This window comes from Halomonas maura, from assembly GCF_030409305.1.
Lineage (GTDB): Bacteria > Pseudomonadota > Gammaproteobacteria > Pseudomonadales > Halomonadaceae > Halomonas > Halomonas maura.
The window spans coordinates 422,389-439,148 of record NZ_JAUFPQ010000009.1 but is presented as its reverse complement, the minus strand read 5'-3'; the positions used below and the strand labels follow the sequence as shown (position 1 = coordinate 439,148).

Below are 16,760 nucleotides of genomic sequence, written 5' to 3'. Positions count from 1 at the left end.
CCGATGGGCGTCGTTCGATGCGAAGACTGCTGATCCCGCTGTTGATTCTCGCCCTGGGCGTGGCGGCCTTCGTGGGGCTGAGGGTGACCCGGCCCGAGCCGGCCACGGTGACGCCCCAGGAGCGCAGCTGGCGGGTCGAGACCCTGACCGTGAGGCTCGCCGACCGGGTGCCGGTGTTGCCCCTGTACGGCGAGATCACGGCCCCGGAGCGGGTGACGGTCACCGCACCGCTCACCGCCCGGGTGGCCGAGCGTCCGGTGCGCGAGGGCCAGCGCGTCGCCGCGGGCGAGCTACTGGTCGCCCTCGACGATGCCGATACCGGCCCCCCGGTGGCGCGTGCCGAGGCCCGGGTCGCGGATCTCGAGGCGCAGATCGCCGCCGAGCGCATTCGCCACGACCGCGACCAGGCCGCCCTGGTGCGCGAGCGCGAGCTGCTGGACAACGCCCGGCGCCAGCTCGAGCGCAACCGCTCCCTGGTGTCGCGTAACCTGGCCTCCCAGGCGGTCCTCGACGAGGCCCGGGATGCCCTGGCGCGGGCGCGGGTCACGGTCAATGCCCGGGAGGGCAGCATCGCCGAGCACCCGGCCCGCCTCAAGCGCCTCGAGGCGGGGCTCGCCGAGGCGCGCGCCGGGCTGGCCGAGGCGCGCCGGGATGCCGAGCGCGCCCGGGTCATCGCCCCCTTCGACGGCGTCGTCACCGGTCTCGCCGCGGCCCCCGGGGAGCGGGTCAGCGAGGGGGCCGAGCTGCTGTCGGTCTACCCGCGGGAGGGCCTGGAACTCCGCGCCACCATTCCGCGGGCCTACCAGGCCGAGCTGGCGCAGGCGCTGGCCGAGGGCCAGCGCCTGGTGGCCCGCGGGGAGGGCGCCCGCTTCGTGCTCAGCGGCCTGGCCGGCGAGAGCGATCCCGCCGGCGTCGAGGCGATCCTGCGCCTCGCCGGCGACAGCGCGGGCCTGCGTCCCGGCAGCCTGGTGGACGTGCGCCTCGAGCGCCCGGTCGCCGAGGGTACCCTGGCCGTGCCGGCCAGCGCCCTCTACGGCGACGATGTGCTCTACCTGATGGACGCCGACGGGCGCATGCGCCGCCTCGTGGTGACCCGCCACGGCCAGGTGCCCGGCCCCGACGGCGAGAGCTGGGTGCTGGTGGCCGGCGCGGCCCTGGCCGACGGGCAGCGGGTGATCACCACCCACCTGCCCAATGCCGTCCAGGGCCTCAAGGTCGAGCGCGAGTCCGCCGGGGAGGGGGCATGAGCGGTCGCCGGGGGACGATCGGCTTCTTCGTCCATCATCGCGTGGCCGCCAACCTGGTCATGCTGGTGATGCTGCTGGGCGGGGCCCTGGGGCTGGCGCGGATGAACATCCAGTTCTTCCCGAGCTTCGCCCTCGACATCATCAGCGTGCGCACCCTGTGGACCGGGGCCGCCGCCGAGGACGTCGAGCAGGGCGTGACGATCCCCCTGGAGCAGCGCCTGCGCAGCCTCGACGGGCTCAAGCGCATGACCTCCACCTCGGCCCAGGGGGTGTCCAGCATCACCCTCGAGTTCCAGGAAGGCGCCGATCCGGTGCTGGCCCTCGACGACGTCCGCCAGCAGGTCGACGACTTCACCAACCTGCCGGCGGACGCCGAGCCGCCCCGGGTCAGCCGGGTGGCGCGCTACGAACCGGTGGCTCGCCTGCTGGTGCACGGCGAGGTCTCCGAGCGGGAGCTACGCCAGCTGGCCAATCGCTTCGAGGACGCCCTGCTGCAGGCCGGCATCGACCGGGTCGAGACCCAGGGACTCCCCGAGCAGCAGATCAGCATCGAGGTGCCGGTGGCGCGTCTGCAGGGCCTGCAGCTCAGTCTCGACGAGATCGCCGAGCGCATCGACGTGATGTCCCGGGACCTGCCCGCGGGGCTGCTCGGCCAGCAGGACAGCGCCCGCGAGCTGCGCTCCGTGGAGCAGCGCCGCAGTGCCGCGGGCTTCGCTGAGCTGCCGATCCTCAGCAGCGACCGGGTCCAGTTGCGGCTGGGCGACATCGCCACCATCCGTCGGGAATCCCGCGACGCCCAGGTCACCCTCAGCCAGGATGGGGGGCCGGCGGTGGAGCTGCAGCTGCAACGGGCCGAGAACGGCAACTCCCTGGCGGCCGCCGAGACCCTGCGGCGCTGGCTCGACGAGACCCGCCCGCAACTGCCGCCCTCGGTCCGGCTCGAGGTCCACGACGAGACCTGGCGGCTGATCGCCGAGCGCATCGGGCTGCTGATCAGCAACGGCCTGGGGGGGCTGGTGCTGGTGCTCGGGCTGCTCTACCTCTTCCTGCCGGCCAGGGTGGCGCTGTGGGTGGCCATCGGCATCCCCACGGCCTTCCTCGGGGCCATGGCGGTGTTCTGGGTGATCGGTGGCTCGGTGAACATGATCTCGCTGTTCGCGCTGATCATGGCGCTGGGGGTGATCGTCGACGATGCCATCGTGGTCGGCGAGGATGCCGATGCCCACTTCCGCCAGGGCGAGGCGCCCCGGCATGCCTCCGAGGGGGCCGCCCGGCGCATGGTCTGGCCGGTGCTGGCCTCGTCGTTGACCACCGTGGCGGCCTTCATGCCGCTGCTGCTGGTGGGCGGGGTGATCGGCAACATCCTCGGCGATATCCCGGTGGTGATGATCTGCGTGCTGGTCGCCTCGCTGCTGGAGTGCTTCGTGGTGCTGCCCGCCCACCTGCGCAACGCCTTCGTGCCGGGCCGGGGGCGCCGTGCCGGCCGGCTGGCGCGGCCCCGGGAGCGCTTCGAGGCCGCCTTCGACGCCTTCCGCGACGGGCCCTTCCGGCGCTTCTCGGCGCTGACCCTGCGCCACCGGGCCTCGACCCTGGCCGCGGCGGTGGCCGTGGTGCTGTTCACCCTGGGGCTGCTGATGGGTGGGCGGCTGGCCTTCAACTTCTTCCCTACGCCGGAACCCAACGTGCTCTACGCCAACGCCAGCTTCGTCGCCGGCACCGACCGGGACCGGGTCGACCGGCTGCTGGCGCAGATGGAGGCGAGCCTCGAGGCCACCGAGGCGGCCCTGGGCGGCGGGCTGGTGCAGCACGTGGTGACCCGCCACGGGGCGACCCTGGCCGGCGGCGAGGCCTCCCGCGCCGGCGACAACCTGGGCTCGCTGATGGTCGAGCTCACGCCCTCCGACGACCGCGACGTGCGCAACGCCGAGTTCATCCGCGCCTGGCGGCAGCGGCTGGCGCTGCCGGCGGGGCTGGAGACCCTGACCATCACCGAGCGCGCCGCCGGGCCACCCGGCAAGGACGTCAATGTGCGCCTGACCGGGGAATCGGCGGAGGCGCTCAAGCGTGCGGCCCAGTCACTGGCGCGCTCGCTGGTGGAGTTGCCCGGGGTCTACGACACCGAGGACGACATGCCCTGGGGCCGGGAGCAGCTGATCTACCGGGTCAGCCCCCGCGGCGAGGCCCTGGGCCTGACCACCCGGGAACTGGGCCGCCAGCTGCGCGCCGCCTTCGACGGCCGCCTGGTGCAGGTCTTCCAGGACGGCCCCGACGAGGTCGAGGTGCGGGTGCTGCTGCCTCGCCAGCAGCGCGAGCGCCTGGAGACCCTGGCGCGGCTGACGATCCGCACCCCGGACGGGCGCTTCGTGCCGCTGGACCAGGTCATGAGCCTGGACCATCGCCAGGGCTTCGAGGCGTTGCGCCATGCCGACGGCCGGCTGGCGGTGGAGGTCACCGCGGAGGTCGACAGCGAGATCAACAGCGTCGATCGCGTGCTCGCCGGGCTGGAGGCCTCGGTGCTGCCGGCGCTGATGCGCGACCACGGCGTGCGCTACAGCTTCGAGGGGCGCTCCGCCGACCAGCGGGAGACCTTCGCCGACATGCGCATGGGGCTGGTGGTGGGGCTGGCCCTGATGTACGTGGTGCTGGCCTGGGTCTTCGCCTCCTGGAGCCTGCCGCTGATCGTCATGGCGATCATCCCGCTGGCGCTGGTCGGCGCCCTGCTGGGGCACTGGCTGCTGGGGCTCAACCTGACCATGCTCTCGCTGTTTGGCCTGTTCGGCCTGTCGGGCATCGTGGTCAACAACGCCATCATCCTGGTGGCCTTCTATCGCCAGCAGCGTCGCCAGGGGCTGGCCATCGATGCGGCCCTCAACGAGGCGGTGGTGCAGCGGGTGAGGGCGGTGCTGCTGACCTCGCTGACCACCATCGGCGGCCTCACGCCGCTGCTCTTCGAGACCTCGCTGCAGGCGCAGTTCCTGATCCCCATGGCCGTGTCCATCGCCTTCGGCCTGGGGCTCTCGACCCTGCTGGTGCTGGCGGTGATCCCGGTGCTGCTCAGCTACCTGGAGCACCTGCGCTCGCGCCTGGGGCGCCATCCGGCGGGGCCGGTGCAGGGCGTTGGCCAGGACACCGCCTGACGGCCTCAGCGGCGGTCGGCGTCCTCGGCCAGGCGGGCCAGCAGGGCGGGCTGACGGGGCACCAGGCCGACCCTCAGGCCCAGGGGACGAAAGACACGGTTCATGCTGGCCATGGAGGCGTTGCCGGCGTCGCGTTCGAGATCGGACAGGGTGCGCCGGCTGACGCCCACCAGCTCGGCATAGGCGCCCTGGGACAGGCCCAGCACCTCGCGGCGCAGGTGGCGAAGCACCTGTCCCTCGCTGAGTTCGCCGCGCATCAGGCGCCGGAGCTGGTCCAGCAAGGCGGTCTCGCGCTCCTCGGGGGTCATGGGGGTCGGTTTCATGGTGCCAGTCCCCAGCGCGTCAGCCGCTGATCGAGGTGGCCGAGCCCCACGGCCGGCATGCTGAGGATGCGCTCGGGGACCCCGCGCGCCGCCAGGCGCTCCGCCAGGCCATGCAGGCCGGCCCCGAGGCGCTCCAGCTCGGCCATCAGGCGGTCCGGCTCGACCAGCTCGCCCAGGGCCCGGGCGATGGCGGGCCAGTCGAAGTCGCCGCCCTGTTCCAGCGGCGGGCCCCACTGGGTGGTGCGCGTCACCCCCTCGGGATCGGCCTTCATGGGGGCGAAGTCGTAGACCGGGGCGTGCCAGATGCCCTCCGGGCGCTTGAGCAAGGCCGCGTTGCGGCCGTGGTTGTCGGAGTTGCCGAAGGCCACGTTGAGCAGGTCGCGCCTGACCCACTCGATCACGAAGCCCTCCCGGTCGAAGGGCTCGCCCAGCTCGCGGACCCGATGCTGCTGCTCGAGCAGGGTGACCAGCCGCGCCAGCACCGCCGGGTGGCGCAGGTGGGTGCCCGGGGCCGCGCCGAGCAGGGCGTAGACGGACTCCAGGCCGAAGCGACACAGCCGCCCTTGGCGAGGCTCGACGTCGAAGCGGGGAAGCCACAGGGAGGGGTAGCGCTCGCCCTCGGTCAACTGGAGCCCCCGGCGGGACACGGTGTCGATGCCGAGCTCGGCCAGTTCCTGGTAGTAATGGTACTCGGCACGCAGGATGTCGCAGTCGTCGGCGCCGCGCCGGCCGCGGGGAAACTTCACCAGGCAGTGGGGATCGAGATTGGTCGGGTCGTCCTGCCAGGTGTCGATCCATACCCTGTCGTCGGGGGTGCGACGCACCAGCAGCTTGGGGGCCTCGCCGCCGGCACCGGTGGCCCCGCCGCTGGCGGCGCCCATCTGCTGGGCATACTCCAGGAAGTCGGTATGGCGCTCGATCACATCGCGCAGCGGGAAGCGCTGCGCCTCCAGGGTGCTGCCCGGGGGGCGAGGCGGCACGGCCTCGCGGATGCGCAGGTTGCCGACCGGCGCGATGGTGCCCTGGCGCAGCAGCTCGGTGTCCTGTTCGCCGGGGGCCAGGTCCTGGATGCCGAGGTAGTGTATCCAGTAGCGTCGGCTCGCCCCGGCCGGCATGATGTCCTCGAGAAAGCCGAACCAGCGCTCGCCGTGGTGGCGCATCATCAGCTCGACCGGCAGGGTCAGGCTGCAGGCGTGCTCGTCGTCATGGGACATCCACTGCAGGGCATGGTCCTGCAGGTAGCCGAGCCGGGCGGGACCGCGCGTGCCGCGTTCCGGATGCGGAAGCTCCAGCAGGGCCGCGTCATGCCATCGGCCCTGGCGGTAGATCTGGATGGTAAGCTGCATGCTGGACTCGTTGAGCAGAATAGTGCTCATAGTCTAGTCTATGACGTGGCAATGAGCATTGTACTGCGCAAAATATCGCAAGAGAGATAGTTTCTGAGTGAAATATAGCTCAAAGGAGGTGCCTTGATGCCCACTGTCCTGATCACCGGTGCCAACCGCGGCGTCGGCCTGGCCCTGGCCCGTCACTACCATGGCGAGGGCTGGCACGTCATCGGGGCCTGTCGGACCCCGTCACCGCAACTCGACGCAGTGGCCGAGCGGGTGATCGACGGCATCGATGTGACGTCGCCGGCGGATGTCGCCCGGCTGGCGGCGGCCCTTGACGGCCGGCGCCTCGACGTGTTGATCAACAATGCCGGCATGCTGCACGACGAGGCACTGGGCGAGCTCGACTTCGCTGCCATCCGCGCCCAGATGGAGATCAACGCCTATGCGCCGTTGCGAGTGGTCGAGGCGCTGCTGCCCTGCCTGGGCGAGGGCGCCAGGATCGCCAACATCACCAGCCGCATGGGCTCGATCGCCGACAACGATTCCGGTGGGCGCTATGGCTACCGCGCCTCCAAGGCGGCGCTGAATGCCTTCGGCAAGTCCCTGGCGGTGGATCTCGCGCCGCGGGGCATCGCCGTGGCCCAGTTGCACCCGGGGTACGTGAAGACGCGCATGGTGAACTTCGGCGGCCTGATCGGTCCCGAGGAGGCCGCCGCCGGCATCGCCGCGCGCATCGAGGCACTGACCCTGGCGACCAGTGGCGGCTTCTGGCACAGCAACGGCGAGCCCCTGCCCTGGTAGGGCGGGAGGCGTCGTCGCCTGCCGGAGGGGACGTGCTGTCGGCCCTTCGCGGTCGAGACCAGGGCCGACGACCGCCCGCGCTGACCGGGTCGGTCCTGGTCGCCTGCCTGCCCCGCGAGACGGATTGACCCGGGACTATCGGGCGGTGTCGTCCTGGCCGTCGCGCAGGTAGGCCAGCCAGTAGACCCCGGCCACCAGCAGGGTGCCGCCGACGATGTTGCCGGCCGTCACCAGGCTCAGGTTGAGCAGGGCAGCGGTCACCCCGATGCCCGATGGGGCCAGCCAGAGCCCCATCGGCAGGAAGAACCAGTTGGCCACCGAGTGCTCGAACCCCAGCGCCACGAAGGCACTGATCGGCAGCAGCAGTCCCAGCAGCTTGTCGGTGACGCTGTGGCCGCCCATGGCCAGCCACACGGCCAGGCAGACCAGCACATTGCACAGGATGCCCCGGGCGAAGGCCGCCAGCGGGCCGAGGGCGACCTTGGCCAGGGCGATCTCCCTCAGGGTGTCACCGAGGTCGCCGCCGCCCAGGGCGGCGAGGTCCGCCCACACGGCCAGCACGACGGTGCCCAGGCAGCCCAGCACGTTGCCGAGGTAGACCAGCCACCAGTTCCTGAGCAGCTCGCGCCCACGAATCTCGCCGCTGGCCCAGGCCATCGCCAGCAGGTTGTTACCGGTGAACAGCTCGGCGCCGGCCACCACCACCAGCGCCAGTCCCAGGCAGAAGCTCAGCCCGCCCAGCAGGCGGGTGATCCCGAAGCCCAGCTCGCTCCCGGTCACGACCACGGCGAAGAACAGTGCCCCGAGGGAGATGAAGGCGCCGGCGAGGGTCGCCAGCACCAGCAGGGTCAGCGCATCGGCCCGGGCCTTGGCCACGCCCATGCGGGTCACGCGATGGGCGATCTCCCGGGGCTGGTAGGCGTCGCCGAAGAGTGGGTCCCTGTCCATCGCTGTGCTCCCCCTGTCCGCCTGGCGTCCTGTCACTATAGCGTCCCTCCCGAGGCGGCCCTGGCAGCGGCCGCGACGGGGTGGAGGGGAGCGAGATCGAGCGCCTGAGGTTGATGGGCATCAAGGTTTGGCTGCCAGGTGGCGGCGCCTGTGGGGCGTGCAGCAACGGGGCTCCCGTCAAGCTCTGCCAGGTCGCAAAATTTTCACGCCTTCGTCACCCACCACCCCCCTACAAATGGACTATGTTGAATGTCCCACGGGGCGGCAAGAGGAGGCGGTCAATGCAGCATATCCAGTTGGAGCGACTACCCTGGCAGCACCTCGATCACCACAAGGCCGATGCGGCCGATGTGGTGTTCCTGATGCCTCCCGACGAGGAGGTGCGGGGCGTGGGCGTGGACCCGCGCCAAGGCATCTTCCTGCTGCTGAAGTCCAACCTGCGCGTCTTTCCCGTCTTTGACGGCAGCCGCGGCATCGAGCTGTGCGGTCTCCGGCTCCTGGCCGTGGTGGTCGACGACGCCAACGACCGTCGCGTGACCGAGTTCGTCACCGAACGCCTGTGGCGGGAGATGGGCGTCGCCGCCGGCTAGTCGTATCTCCCCTGGCGGTGTCGGGTTCCTGCCGGCACCGCCGGCTGTCCATGCCTGCCTGACGTCGTCCGCTCGATCCGCCGTCTGCCTCCATCCGACCCGCATCACCCGTCGCTCGCGGCCAACCGCTGGCCGACGTGCCCCCACCCGCCGCGTATCTCGACCTCGACCGGCGACAGCAACCGTGGCTGACGGTACAATCGGTGCACCGACGACACCGATAGCCCCGGCCGGCCCCTGACCCGGTCGGGGGAGCACCCATCAGCGACGAGACGCAATGTCCAACTCGACCCTCGCCCATGAAACCGGGCTTCGCCGTACCTTCGCGATCATCTCGCATCCCGACGCGGGCAAGACCACCATCACCGAGAAGATGCTGCTGTTCGGCAACGCCATCCAGCTGGCCGGCTCCGTCAAGAGCAAGCGTGACGACCGCCACGCCACCTCCGACTGGATGAAGATGGAGCAGGAGCGTGGCATCTCGGTGACCACCTCGGTGATGCAGTTTCCCTATGGCGGCCGCATCGTCAACCTGCTCGACACCCCCGGCCACGAGGACTTTTCCGAGGACACCTACCGCACCCTGACGGCGGTGGACTCGGCGCTGATGGTGATCGACGGCGCCAAGGGTGTCGAGGACCGCACCATCAAGCTGATGGAGGTCTGCCGCCTGCGGACCACGCCGATCCTGACCTTCGTCAACAAGATGGACCGGGATATCCGCGACCCCATCGAGGTGATGGACGAGGTCGAGGAGGTGCTCAACATCCAGTGTGCGCCCATGACCTGGCCGATCGGCATGGGACGCCACTTCAAGGGCGTCTACCACCTCTACAACGATGTCATCCACCTCTACACCCAGGGGCAGGGCAACCGCATTCCCGAGGACAGGCGCATCGAGGGCCTCGACAATCCCGAGGTCGATGCGGTGCTGGGCGAGGAGGCCGCCGAGGAGCTGCGCATGGAGGTGGAGCTGGTCCGGGGCGCGTCCCATGCCTTCGACCACGCGGCCTACCTGCGCGGCGAGCAGACCCCCGTCTACTTCGGCACCGCCATGGGCAACTTCGGGGTCCGCGAGATGCTCGATGGCTTCGTCGAGTACGCGCCGTCCCCCCAGTCCCGGGACACCGACCTGCGTACCGTCGAGGCGGAGGATGGCAGCTTCACCGGCTTCGTCTTCAAGATCCAGGCCAACATGGACCCCAACCACCGGGACCGCATCGCCTTCCTGAGGGTGTGTTCCGGCAAGTACGAGAAGAACATGAAGATGCGCCATGTGCGGATCGGCAAGGACGTCAAGATCGCCGATGCCCTGACCTTCATGGCTTCGGATCGCGCTCACGTGGAGGAAGCCTGGCCGGGCGACATCATCGGCCTGCACAACCATGGCACCATCCAGATCGGCGATACCTTCACCCAGGGCGAGGACATGCGCTTCACCGGCATCCCGCACTTCGCCCCGGAGCTGTTCAAGCGCGTGCGCCTCAAGGACCCGCTGAAGATGAAGGCCCTGCAGAAGGGCCTGCAGCAGCTCTCCGAGGAGGGCGCCACCCAGGTGTTCATGCCGCTGGACAACAACGACCTGATCCTGGGCGCCGTGGGCACGCTGCAGTTCGACGTGGTCGCCCATCGCCTCAAGCAGGAATACAAGGTCGATTGCCTCTACGAGGGGGTGAACGTCAACACCGCGCGCTGGATCTATAGCGACGATGCCAAGCGGCTCGAGGAGTTCAAGCGCAAGGCCAGCACCAATCTGGCCATCGACGGCGGCGGCTACCTGACCTATATCGCGCCGACCCGGGTCAACCTGCAGATGACCCAGGAACGCTGGCCGGAGATCCGCTTCAACCATACCCGGGAACATTAAAGCGAGAAGCTGGAAGAGCGCCGCTTCGCGGCGTGAAGAGGGGATAACGGCGCTTCGCGCCTTGAGAAGAGAGAAGAATAGCGCCTAGCCTATACGTCCTTCTTCCTTCTTCCTTCTTCCTTCTTCCTTCTTCCTTCTTCCTCCTGCCTATGCTGATCGACGCCCACTGCCATCTGGACTTCCCCGATTTCGACGCCGACCGCGAGGCGGTGTTCGAACGGGCCAGGGCGGTGGGCGTCGCGCATTTCGTGGTGCCAGGCACCACCCGCCGTCACTGGGACCGGGTGCTGGCGCTGGGGCGGCGGGAGGAGGTCAGCCCCTGCCTGGGGCTGCACCCCTATTTCATGGACGCGCATCGGGAGGATGACGTCGAGGCGCTGGCCCGGGCCCTGGATGCTCATCCCGAGGCGGTGGCGGTGGGGGAGTGCGGCATCGATGGGCGCTTCGCCGAGACCCTCGCGGCCCAGTGGTCGCTGTTCGATGCCCAGCTGCGCCTGGCCAGGACGCGCCGCCTGCCCGTGGTCATCCACTGCGTGCGGGCCAACGACCAGGTGGCCAAGCGGCTGCGCCAGCTGGCGCTCCCCGCGGGCGGACTGATCCATGCCTTCGCCGGTTCTCCCGAGCAGGCGCGGGCCTTTCTCGAGCTGGGCTTCGTGGTCGGCCTCGGCGGCGCGCTGACCCATGCGCGGGCCAGGCGGCTGCATCGAGCCGTGGCGGCCCTGCCGGACGATGGCTACGTGCTGGAGACCGACAGCCCCGACATGCCCCTGGCGGGCCACCCGGGCGAGCGCAACGAGCCGGCGCGCGTCGCCGAAGTGTGCCGCGCCGTGGCCGGGCTGCGCGGCCAAACGCCCGAGCGGGTGGCCGAGTCGAGCTCGGCCACGGCGCGGCGCCTGTTCGGCCTGCCGGCGGGCTGAGGCGGGGACCTACGCCTTGCCGGCCAGGCTCTCGGGGTCCAGGCGCTCCAGCGGGTAGGGCAGCTGCAGTTGCTTGAGTTTCTGGCCGGCCACGCGTAGCGGCAGGCTCGGCTCCCGGGTGCTCATCACCGCCAGCACTTCGGCCTCGCCGTAGGCATCCAGCTCGGCACACAGTACCTCGCCGAGCCGCTTGTCCTCGGCATCCTCGATGGCGCTGCCCGCCTCGGGGATCAGGCCCCCATCGAGCTGGCCGCGCACCAGGCGCTTCTTGACCTGGCCACGGAAGTGGGCCCGGGCCACCACCTCCTGGCCGGTGTAGCAGCCCTTCTTGAAGCTGATCCCGCCGAGCGCCTCCCAGTTGAGCATCTGCGGCAGGTAGGCGTCCTGCTGGGTCGCCTCCAGCCAGGCGAGTCCCGCCTGGATGTCGTGAAGGCGCCAGACGGCGTTGTCCACGGGGCTGGCCTGGGCCGCGAGCGTTTCCCAGATGGCCGGCGCCCGCTCGACCGGCAGGCAGGCCAGCAGCCGCGGCCGGGGGCCCGGATGGGCCAGGACCTGGAGGTCGTCCCGGTCGGCCTGGTGCCAGATCGCGGGCGGCACCACGTCGAGCAGGACCTCGGCCACGGCGGGGATCTCGCGGCCGATCAGGCCGATCAGCGCCAGGTCGTCGCGGGGCGTCAGGGTGGCCTTGTAGAAGGCGGCGAACTTCCTGAGGTGTTCGGTCAGCGACGGTACCAGGCTTCGGTGCATCAGCAGGCGGTAATGATCGGGCGCCACGCGCCACAGCTGGGCATTGGCCAGCACGCGGCCCTTGGGGGTGCAGAAGCAGGTCAGCGGCGCGAAGGCGCCATCGGCCAGGGCGACCTGGGCACTGGTCTGGCCCTGGAGGAAGCGTTCGGCATCCTCGCCGGCGACATCGAGGATGCCCAGCTGGGCCAACGGCGTCATCACGTTGGCCTCCATGGCGCGGCGGGCCGGCTCGGGGGTGTCGAAGACGACGCGATCGGCGCTTTCCCGCTGGCCCCCGAGGTGGGCGATCCAGTCGTTCATGTTAGGGTTCCTTGTCGTATCCGTTGACGGGCGTTTCTCGGGACATGCGGTCGAGCGGGCCGCATTGCAACCGCTGCCGCGTTTTGGGCGGCATGCTAGACTCGCCCCTGTTCGATTCCAGCCGTACAGGAGCCGCCGCATGGCGCACCAGTCTCTCAGTTTCCAGGGCGTCGAGAGCGCCGACCAGGTCAACCGCATCACCACTGCCCTGATGATGCTCGACGGCGTCGAGAGTGTCGAGGTGGGACGCCATGGGGCCGAGGTGGACGGCAAGGTGCGCCGCGAGGCGCTGATCCAGGCCGTGCAGGCCCTCAAGCTCGGCATCGAGGTGACATGATGGCCCGCGGCATCCAGATCGTCAGCCAGCGCAACCGTATCTTCCGCCAGCGCGTCGAACTCGAGGGCTTCGAGGAGCTGTTCGTCGACGTGCCCGAGGCCTTCGGCGGCGAGGACAGCGCCCCGGACCCCCACGACTACTTCGACCTGTCCCTGGGGGCCTGCAAGGCGATCACCGCCCAGATGTACGCGCGCCGCAAGGAGTGGCCGCTGGACGCGGTCAGCGTGGTGGTCAACCGCGATGAACGCGACGAGCGCCATGGAGTCTACCGACTCGACGTGGCCATGACCTTCCACGGGGCGCTGGACGCGGCCCAGCGGGCGCGGCTCGAGGAGATCAGCGACAAGTGCCCGATCCACCGCCTGATGACCAGCTCCACCGTGGAGATCACCACCCGTCTGCGGGGCTGATCCGTCGTATCCCGCCGGGCGCGATGCCGTCCCGGCGTCACCAGGAGAGCCGATGAGCAAGCCGTTCCGACTGCAAGCGAAGTTCCAGCCCGCCGGCGACCAGCCCACGGCCATCGAGAGCCTGGTCGGGGGGCTCGACGCCGGGCTGGCCCACCAGACCCTGCTCGGCGTCACCGGCTCGGGCAAGACCTTCACCATGGCCAACGTGGTGCAACGCCTGCAGCGCCCGACCATCGTGATGGCGCCCAACAAGACCCTGGCGGCCCAGCTCTACGGCGAGTTCAAGGCGTTCTTTCCCGACAATGCCGTCGAATACTTCGTCTCCTACTACGACTACTACCAGCCCGAGGCCTATGTGCCGTCCTCGGACACCTTCATCGAGAAGGATGCCTCGATCAATGACCACATCGAGCAGATGCGCCTGTCGGCGACCAAGGCGCTGCTGGAGCGCCGCGATGCGCTGATCGTGGTCTCGGTGTCGGCGATCTACGGCCTCGGCGACCCGGACCAGTACCTGAAGATGCGCCTGCACTTCACCCGTGGCGAGCTGATCGACCAGCGTGCCTTCCTGCGCCGCCTCGCCGAGCTGCAGTACACCCGCAACGGCATGGACTTCAAGCGCGGCACCTATCGGGTGCGCGGCGACGTCATCGACATCTTCCCGGCTGACGCCGAGGACGAGGCCGTGCGGGTCGAGCTGTTCGACGACGAGATCGACACCATCAGCCTCTTCGACCCGTTGACCGGCGAGGTGCGGGGCAAGGTGCCACGCATGACCATCTACCCGAAGTCGCACTACGTGACGCCCCGGGAGACCATCATGGGCGCCATCGACGCCATCAAGGAGGAGCTCGTCGAGCGGCTGGCCTGGCTGCGCCAGCACGACAAGCTGGTGGAGGCCCAGCGCCTGGAGCAGCGCTCGCTGTACGACATCGAGATGATGCTCGAGCTGGGCTACTGCAACGGCATCGAGAACTACTCCCGCTACCTGTCGGGGCGCAATCCCGGCGAGCCGCCGCCGACCTTCTTCGATTACCTGCCCAATGATGCCTTGCTGTTCATCGACGAGTCCCATGTCAGCGTTCCCCAGGTCGGGGGCATGTACAAGGGCGACCGCTCGCGCAAGGAGACCCTGGTGGAGTACGGCTTCCGGTTGCCCTCGGCGCTGGACAACCGGCCGATGACCTTCCAGGAGTGGGAGCGGATATCGCCGCAGACGGTCTTCGTCTCGGCCACGCCCGGGCCCTACGAGGCCGAGCATGCCGGCCAGGTGGTGGAGCAGGTGGTGCGGCCGACCGGTCTGCTCGACCCCGAGCTCGAGGTGCGGCCCGCCTCGACCCAGGTCGACGACCTGCTGTCGGAGATCCAGGCCCGGGCGGCGGTGGAGGAGCGGGTGCTGGTCACCACCCTGACCAAGCGCATGGCCGAGGACCTCACCGAGTACCTGGACGAGCACGGCGTGCGGGTGCGCTACCTGCATTCCGATATCGACACCGTGGAGCGGGTCGAGATCATCCGCGACCTGCGCCTGGGCAAGTTCGACGTGCTGGTCGGCATCAACCTGCTGCGCGAGGGCCTGGACATCCCCGAGGTCTCGCTGGTGGCGATCCTCGATGCCGACAAGGAGGGCTTCCTGCGCAACGAGCGCTCGCTGATCCAGACCATCGGCCGGGCGGCGCGCAACGCCCATGGCAAGGCGGTGCTCTACGGCGACCGGGTCACCGACTCCATGCGCCGGGCCATCGACGAGACCGAGCGGCGCCGCGCCAAGCAGCTTGCCCACAACGAGGCGCACGGCATCACCCCGGAGACGGTGTCCCGCTCGGTGGCGGATATCCTCGAGGCCGCCCAGGCCCCGGGGCGCAAGGGCAAGGGCCGCAAGGCCGAGCGCAGGGTCGCCGAGGGCGCGGCCATCTACGACCCGGACGACCTGGGGCCGGCGGAGCTGGCCCGCGAGATCGCGCGGCTCGAGGACGCCATGTTCGAGGCGGCCCAGGCCCTGGAGTTCGAGGAGGCCGCGCGGCTGCGGGATCGCCTGCACGAGCTCAGGGAGCGCCAGCTGGCCGTCGGTTGAGACGGCCGGCCAGCCGCCCCCGGGGATCGTCCCCGACCATGATTTATACCGTTATCTTCCTCGCCCCACCGCCCGCTACGACCCAGGCCTGGGCGGCGGACGCTGCCGAGGGCAGGACAAGTGCGCTATAATCCGCCTCCGTTCGAGCCCGCCGCCGGTGCCCCGGACCGGCCCGGAAGCGGGCGTGTCGACCCAGCCAAGGAGCGTCTTGCCCATGACCGTGATCCGCCAGGATGACCTCATCCAGAGCGTCGCCGATGCCCTGCAGTACATCTCCTACTACCATCCCAAGGACTTCATCGACGCCATGGCGGCGGCCTACGAGCGGGAGGAGAATCCCGCGGCCAAGGATGCCATCGCCCAGATCCTGATCAACTCGCGGATGTGTGCCACCGGCCATCGGCCGATCTGCCAGGACACCGGCATCGTCACCGTCTTCGTGCACGTCGGCATGAACGTGCGCTTCGAGACCGAGATGAGCCTGGACGACATGATCAACGAGGGCGTGCGCCGGGCCTACCGGCTGCCCGACAACGTGCTGCGCGCCTCGGTGCTGGCCGACCCGGACGGCAAGCGCGCCAACACCCAGGACAACACCCCGGCGATCGTCCACCACAAGCTGGTGCCCGGCGATACCGTCGAGGTGCATGTGGCGGCCAAGGGGGGCGGCAGCGAGGCCAAGTCCAAGTTCGCCATGCTCAACCCCTCCGACAACGTGGTCGACTGGGTGCTCGAGCAGCTGCCCAAGATGGGCGCCGGCTGGTGCCCGCCGGGCATGCTGGGCATCGGCATCGGCGGCACCGCCGAGAAGGCCATGGAGATCGCCAAGGAGGCGCTCCTCGAGCCCATCGACATCCAGGAGCTGCAGGCCCGCGGGGCCGCCAACCGCGCCGAGGAACTGCGCCTGGAGCTCTACGACAAGGTCAACCAGAGCGGCATCGGCGCCCAGGGCCTGGGCGGGCTGACCACGGTGCTGGACATCAAGGTCAAGGACTACCCGACCCACGCCGCCAACAAGCCGGTGGCGATCATCCCCAACTGTGCGGCCACCCGCCATGCCCACTTCACCCTGGATGGCAGCGGCCCGGCGGCGCTGCCGGCGCCCAGGCTCGAGGACTGGCCGGAGATCACCCGTGAGGCCGGCGACGACGTCAAGCGCGTCGACCTCGATGCCATCACCCCGGAGGAGGTGCGCACCTGGCAGCCCGGCGACACCCTGCTGCTCAACGGCAAGCTGCTGACCGGTCGCGATGCCGCCCACAAGCGCATGGTCGATATGCTCGCCAAGGGTGAGCCGCTGCCGGTGGATCTCAAGGGCCGCTTTATCTACTACGTGGGGCCGGTCGACCCGGTCGGCGACGAGGTGGTCGGCCCGGCCGGTCCCACCACCGCCACGCGCATGGACAAGTTCACCCGCACCATGCTGGAGGAGACCGGCTTGCTGGGCATGGTCGGCAAGGCCGAGCGGGGGCCGGCGGCCATCGAGGCCATCCGCGACAACCAGGCCGTCTACCTGATGGCGGTGGGCGGCTCCGCCTACCTGGTGGCGCAGGCCATCAAGAAGGCCCGCGTGGTCGGCTTCGAGGACCTGGGCATGGAGGCCATCTACGAGTTCGAGGTGGAGGACATGCCGGTGACCGTGGCGGTGGACAGCGCCGGCACCTCGGTCCACCAGACCGGTCCCGCCAAGTGGAAGGAGATCATCGCCGAACGCGCCTGACCGCGCCG

At 69.9% G+C, this 16,760-nt stretch carries 14 protein-coding genes; 10 read left to right on the top strand and 4 right to left on the bottom strand.

The annotated features are described in order from the left end of the window. Nucleotides 1–17 precede the first annotated feature (17 nt). Both QWY76_RS04115 and QWY76_RS04110 read left to right on the top strand, forming a co-directional pair. Nucleotides 18–1,247, top strand: a complete 1,230-nt coding sequence (locus QWY76_RS04115; protein ID WP_290309836.1) for an efflux RND transporter periplasmic adaptor subunit — start codon at nucleotides 18–20, stop codon at nucleotides 1,245–1,247. After that, nucleotides 1,244–4,384 carry an efflux RND transporter permease subunit gene (locus tag QWY76_RS04110; protein WP_290309835.1) on the top strand — a complete coding sequence of 1,047 codons (3,141 nt, stop codon included), beginning with the start codon at nucleotides 1,244–1,246 and terminating at the stop codon, nucleotides 4,382–4,384. Before QWY76_RS04115 ends, QWY76_RS04110 begins: the two co-directional genes overlap by 4 nt. A gap of 5 nt (nucleotides 4,385–4,389) precedes the next feature. Here the strand turns inward: QWY76_RS04110 and QWY76_RS04105 are convergent, their stop codons facing one another. Together QWY76_RS04105 and QWY76_RS04100 are read right to left on the bottom strand one after the other, a co-directional pair. Beyond that, a complete protein-coding gene (locus QWY76_RS04105; protein ID WP_290309834.1) occupies nucleotides 4,390–4,707 on the bottom strand; it encodes a helix-turn-helix transcriptional regulator in 318 nt (105 codons plus the stop codon). Beyond that, on the bottom strand, nucleotides 4,704–6,053 hold the full coding sequence (locus tag QWY76_RS04100; protein ID WP_290309833.1) for a type II toxin-antitoxin system HipA family toxin: 1,350 nt from the start codon (nucleotides 6,051–6,053) through the stop codon (nucleotides 4,704–4,706). The genes QWY76_RS04105 and QWY76_RS04100 overlap by 4 nt, the downstream gene beginning before the upstream one ends. 123 nt (nucleotides 6,054–6,176) lie before the next feature. Between QWY76_RS04100 and QWY76_RS04095 the strand changes: the two genes are divergently transcribed. Further along, nucleotides 6,177–6,842, top strand: a complete 666-nt coding sequence (locus tag QWY76_RS04095; protein ID WP_290309832.1) for an SDR family oxidoreductase — start codon at nucleotides 6,177–6,179, stop codon at nucleotides 6,840–6,842. 135 nt (nucleotides 6,843–6,977) lie between these two features. Here QWY76_RS04095 and QWY76_RS04090 read toward each other — a convergent pair whose 3' ends face one another. Then, a complete protein-coding gene (locus QWY76_RS04090) occupies nucleotides 6,978–7,790 on the bottom strand; it encodes a formate/nitrite transporter family protein (RefSeq protein WP_290309831.1) in 813 nt (270 codons plus the stop codon). Between the two features lie 281 nt (nucleotides 7,791–8,071). Between QWY76_RS04090 and QWY76_RS04085 the strand changes: the two genes are divergently transcribed. The 3 genes from QWY76_RS04085 (at nucleotide 8,072) to QWY76_RS04075 (ending at nucleotide 11,164) form a co-directional block, all read left to right on the top strand. Next, nucleotides 8,072–8,380: a hypothetical protein gene (locus QWY76_RS04085; protein WP_290309830.1), complete on the top strand. Its 309-nt coding sequence runs from the start codon at nucleotides 8,072–8,074 to the stop codon at nucleotides 8,378–8,380. A 277-nt stretch (nucleotides 8,381–8,657) separates the two neighbouring features. Then, nucleotides 8,658–10,247 carry a peptide chain release factor 3 gene (locus QWY76_RS04080; protein ID WP_290309829.1) on the top strand — a complete coding sequence of 530 codons (1,590 nt, stop codon included), beginning with the start codon at nucleotides 8,658–8,660 and terminating at the stop codon, nucleotides 10,245–10,247. Nucleotides 10,248–10,396: 149 nt separating this feature from the next. Continuing rightward, nucleotides 10,397–11,164, top strand: coding sequence for a TatD family hydrolase (locus QWY76_RS04075; protein ID WP_290309828.1), 768 nt, complete (start codon nucleotides 10,397–10,399; stop codon nucleotides 11,162–11,164). A 9-nt stretch (nucleotides 11,165–11,173) separates the two neighbouring features. On the opposite strand, the gene ygfZ is transcribed toward QWY76_RS04075, so the two are convergent. After that, a complete protein-coding gene (gene ygfZ, locus QWY76_RS04070; RefSeq protein WP_290309827.1) occupies nucleotides 11,174–12,211 on the bottom strand; it encodes a CAF17-like 4Fe-4S cluster assembly/insertion protein YgfZ in 1,038 nt (345 codons plus the stop codon). Between the two features lie 139 nt (nucleotides 12,212–12,350). On the opposite strand from ygfZ, the gene QWY76_RS04065 reads away from it, so the two are divergent. The 4 genes from QWY76_RS04065 (at nucleotide 12,351) to QWY76_RS04050 (ending at nucleotide 16,752) form a co-directional block, all read left to right on the top strand. After that, on the top strand, nucleotides 12,351–12,548 hold the full coding sequence (locus QWY76_RS04065; protein ID WP_290309826.1) for a hypothetical protein: 198 nt from the start codon (nucleotides 12,351–12,353) through the stop codon (nucleotides 12,546–12,548). Continuing rightward, nucleotides 12,548–12,958 carry an OsmC family protein gene (locus tag QWY76_RS04060; protein WP_290309901.1) on the top strand — a complete coding sequence of 137 codons (411 nt, stop codon included), beginning with the start codon at nucleotides 12,548–12,550 and terminating at the stop codon, nucleotides 12,956–12,958. The genes QWY76_RS04065 and QWY76_RS04060 overlap by 1 nt, the downstream gene beginning before the upstream one ends. A gap of 52 nt (nucleotides 12,959–13,010) precedes the next feature. After that, on the top strand, nucleotides 13,011–15,032 hold the full coding sequence (gene uvrB, locus QWY76_RS04055) for an excinuclease ABC subunit UvrB (RefSeq protein WP_290309825.1): 2,022 nt from the start codon (nucleotides 13,011–13,013) through the stop codon (nucleotides 15,030–15,032). A 214-nt stretch (nucleotides 15,033–15,246) separates the two neighbouring features. Beyond that, the gene (locus QWY76_RS04050) at nucleotides 15,247–16,752 is read left to right on the top strand and encodes a fumarate hydratase (protein WP_290309824.1); all 1,506 of its coding nucleotides are present in this window, start codon (nucleotides 15,247–15,249) and stop codon (nucleotides 16,750–16,752) included. Nucleotides 16,753–16,760 lie beyond the last annotated feature (8 nt).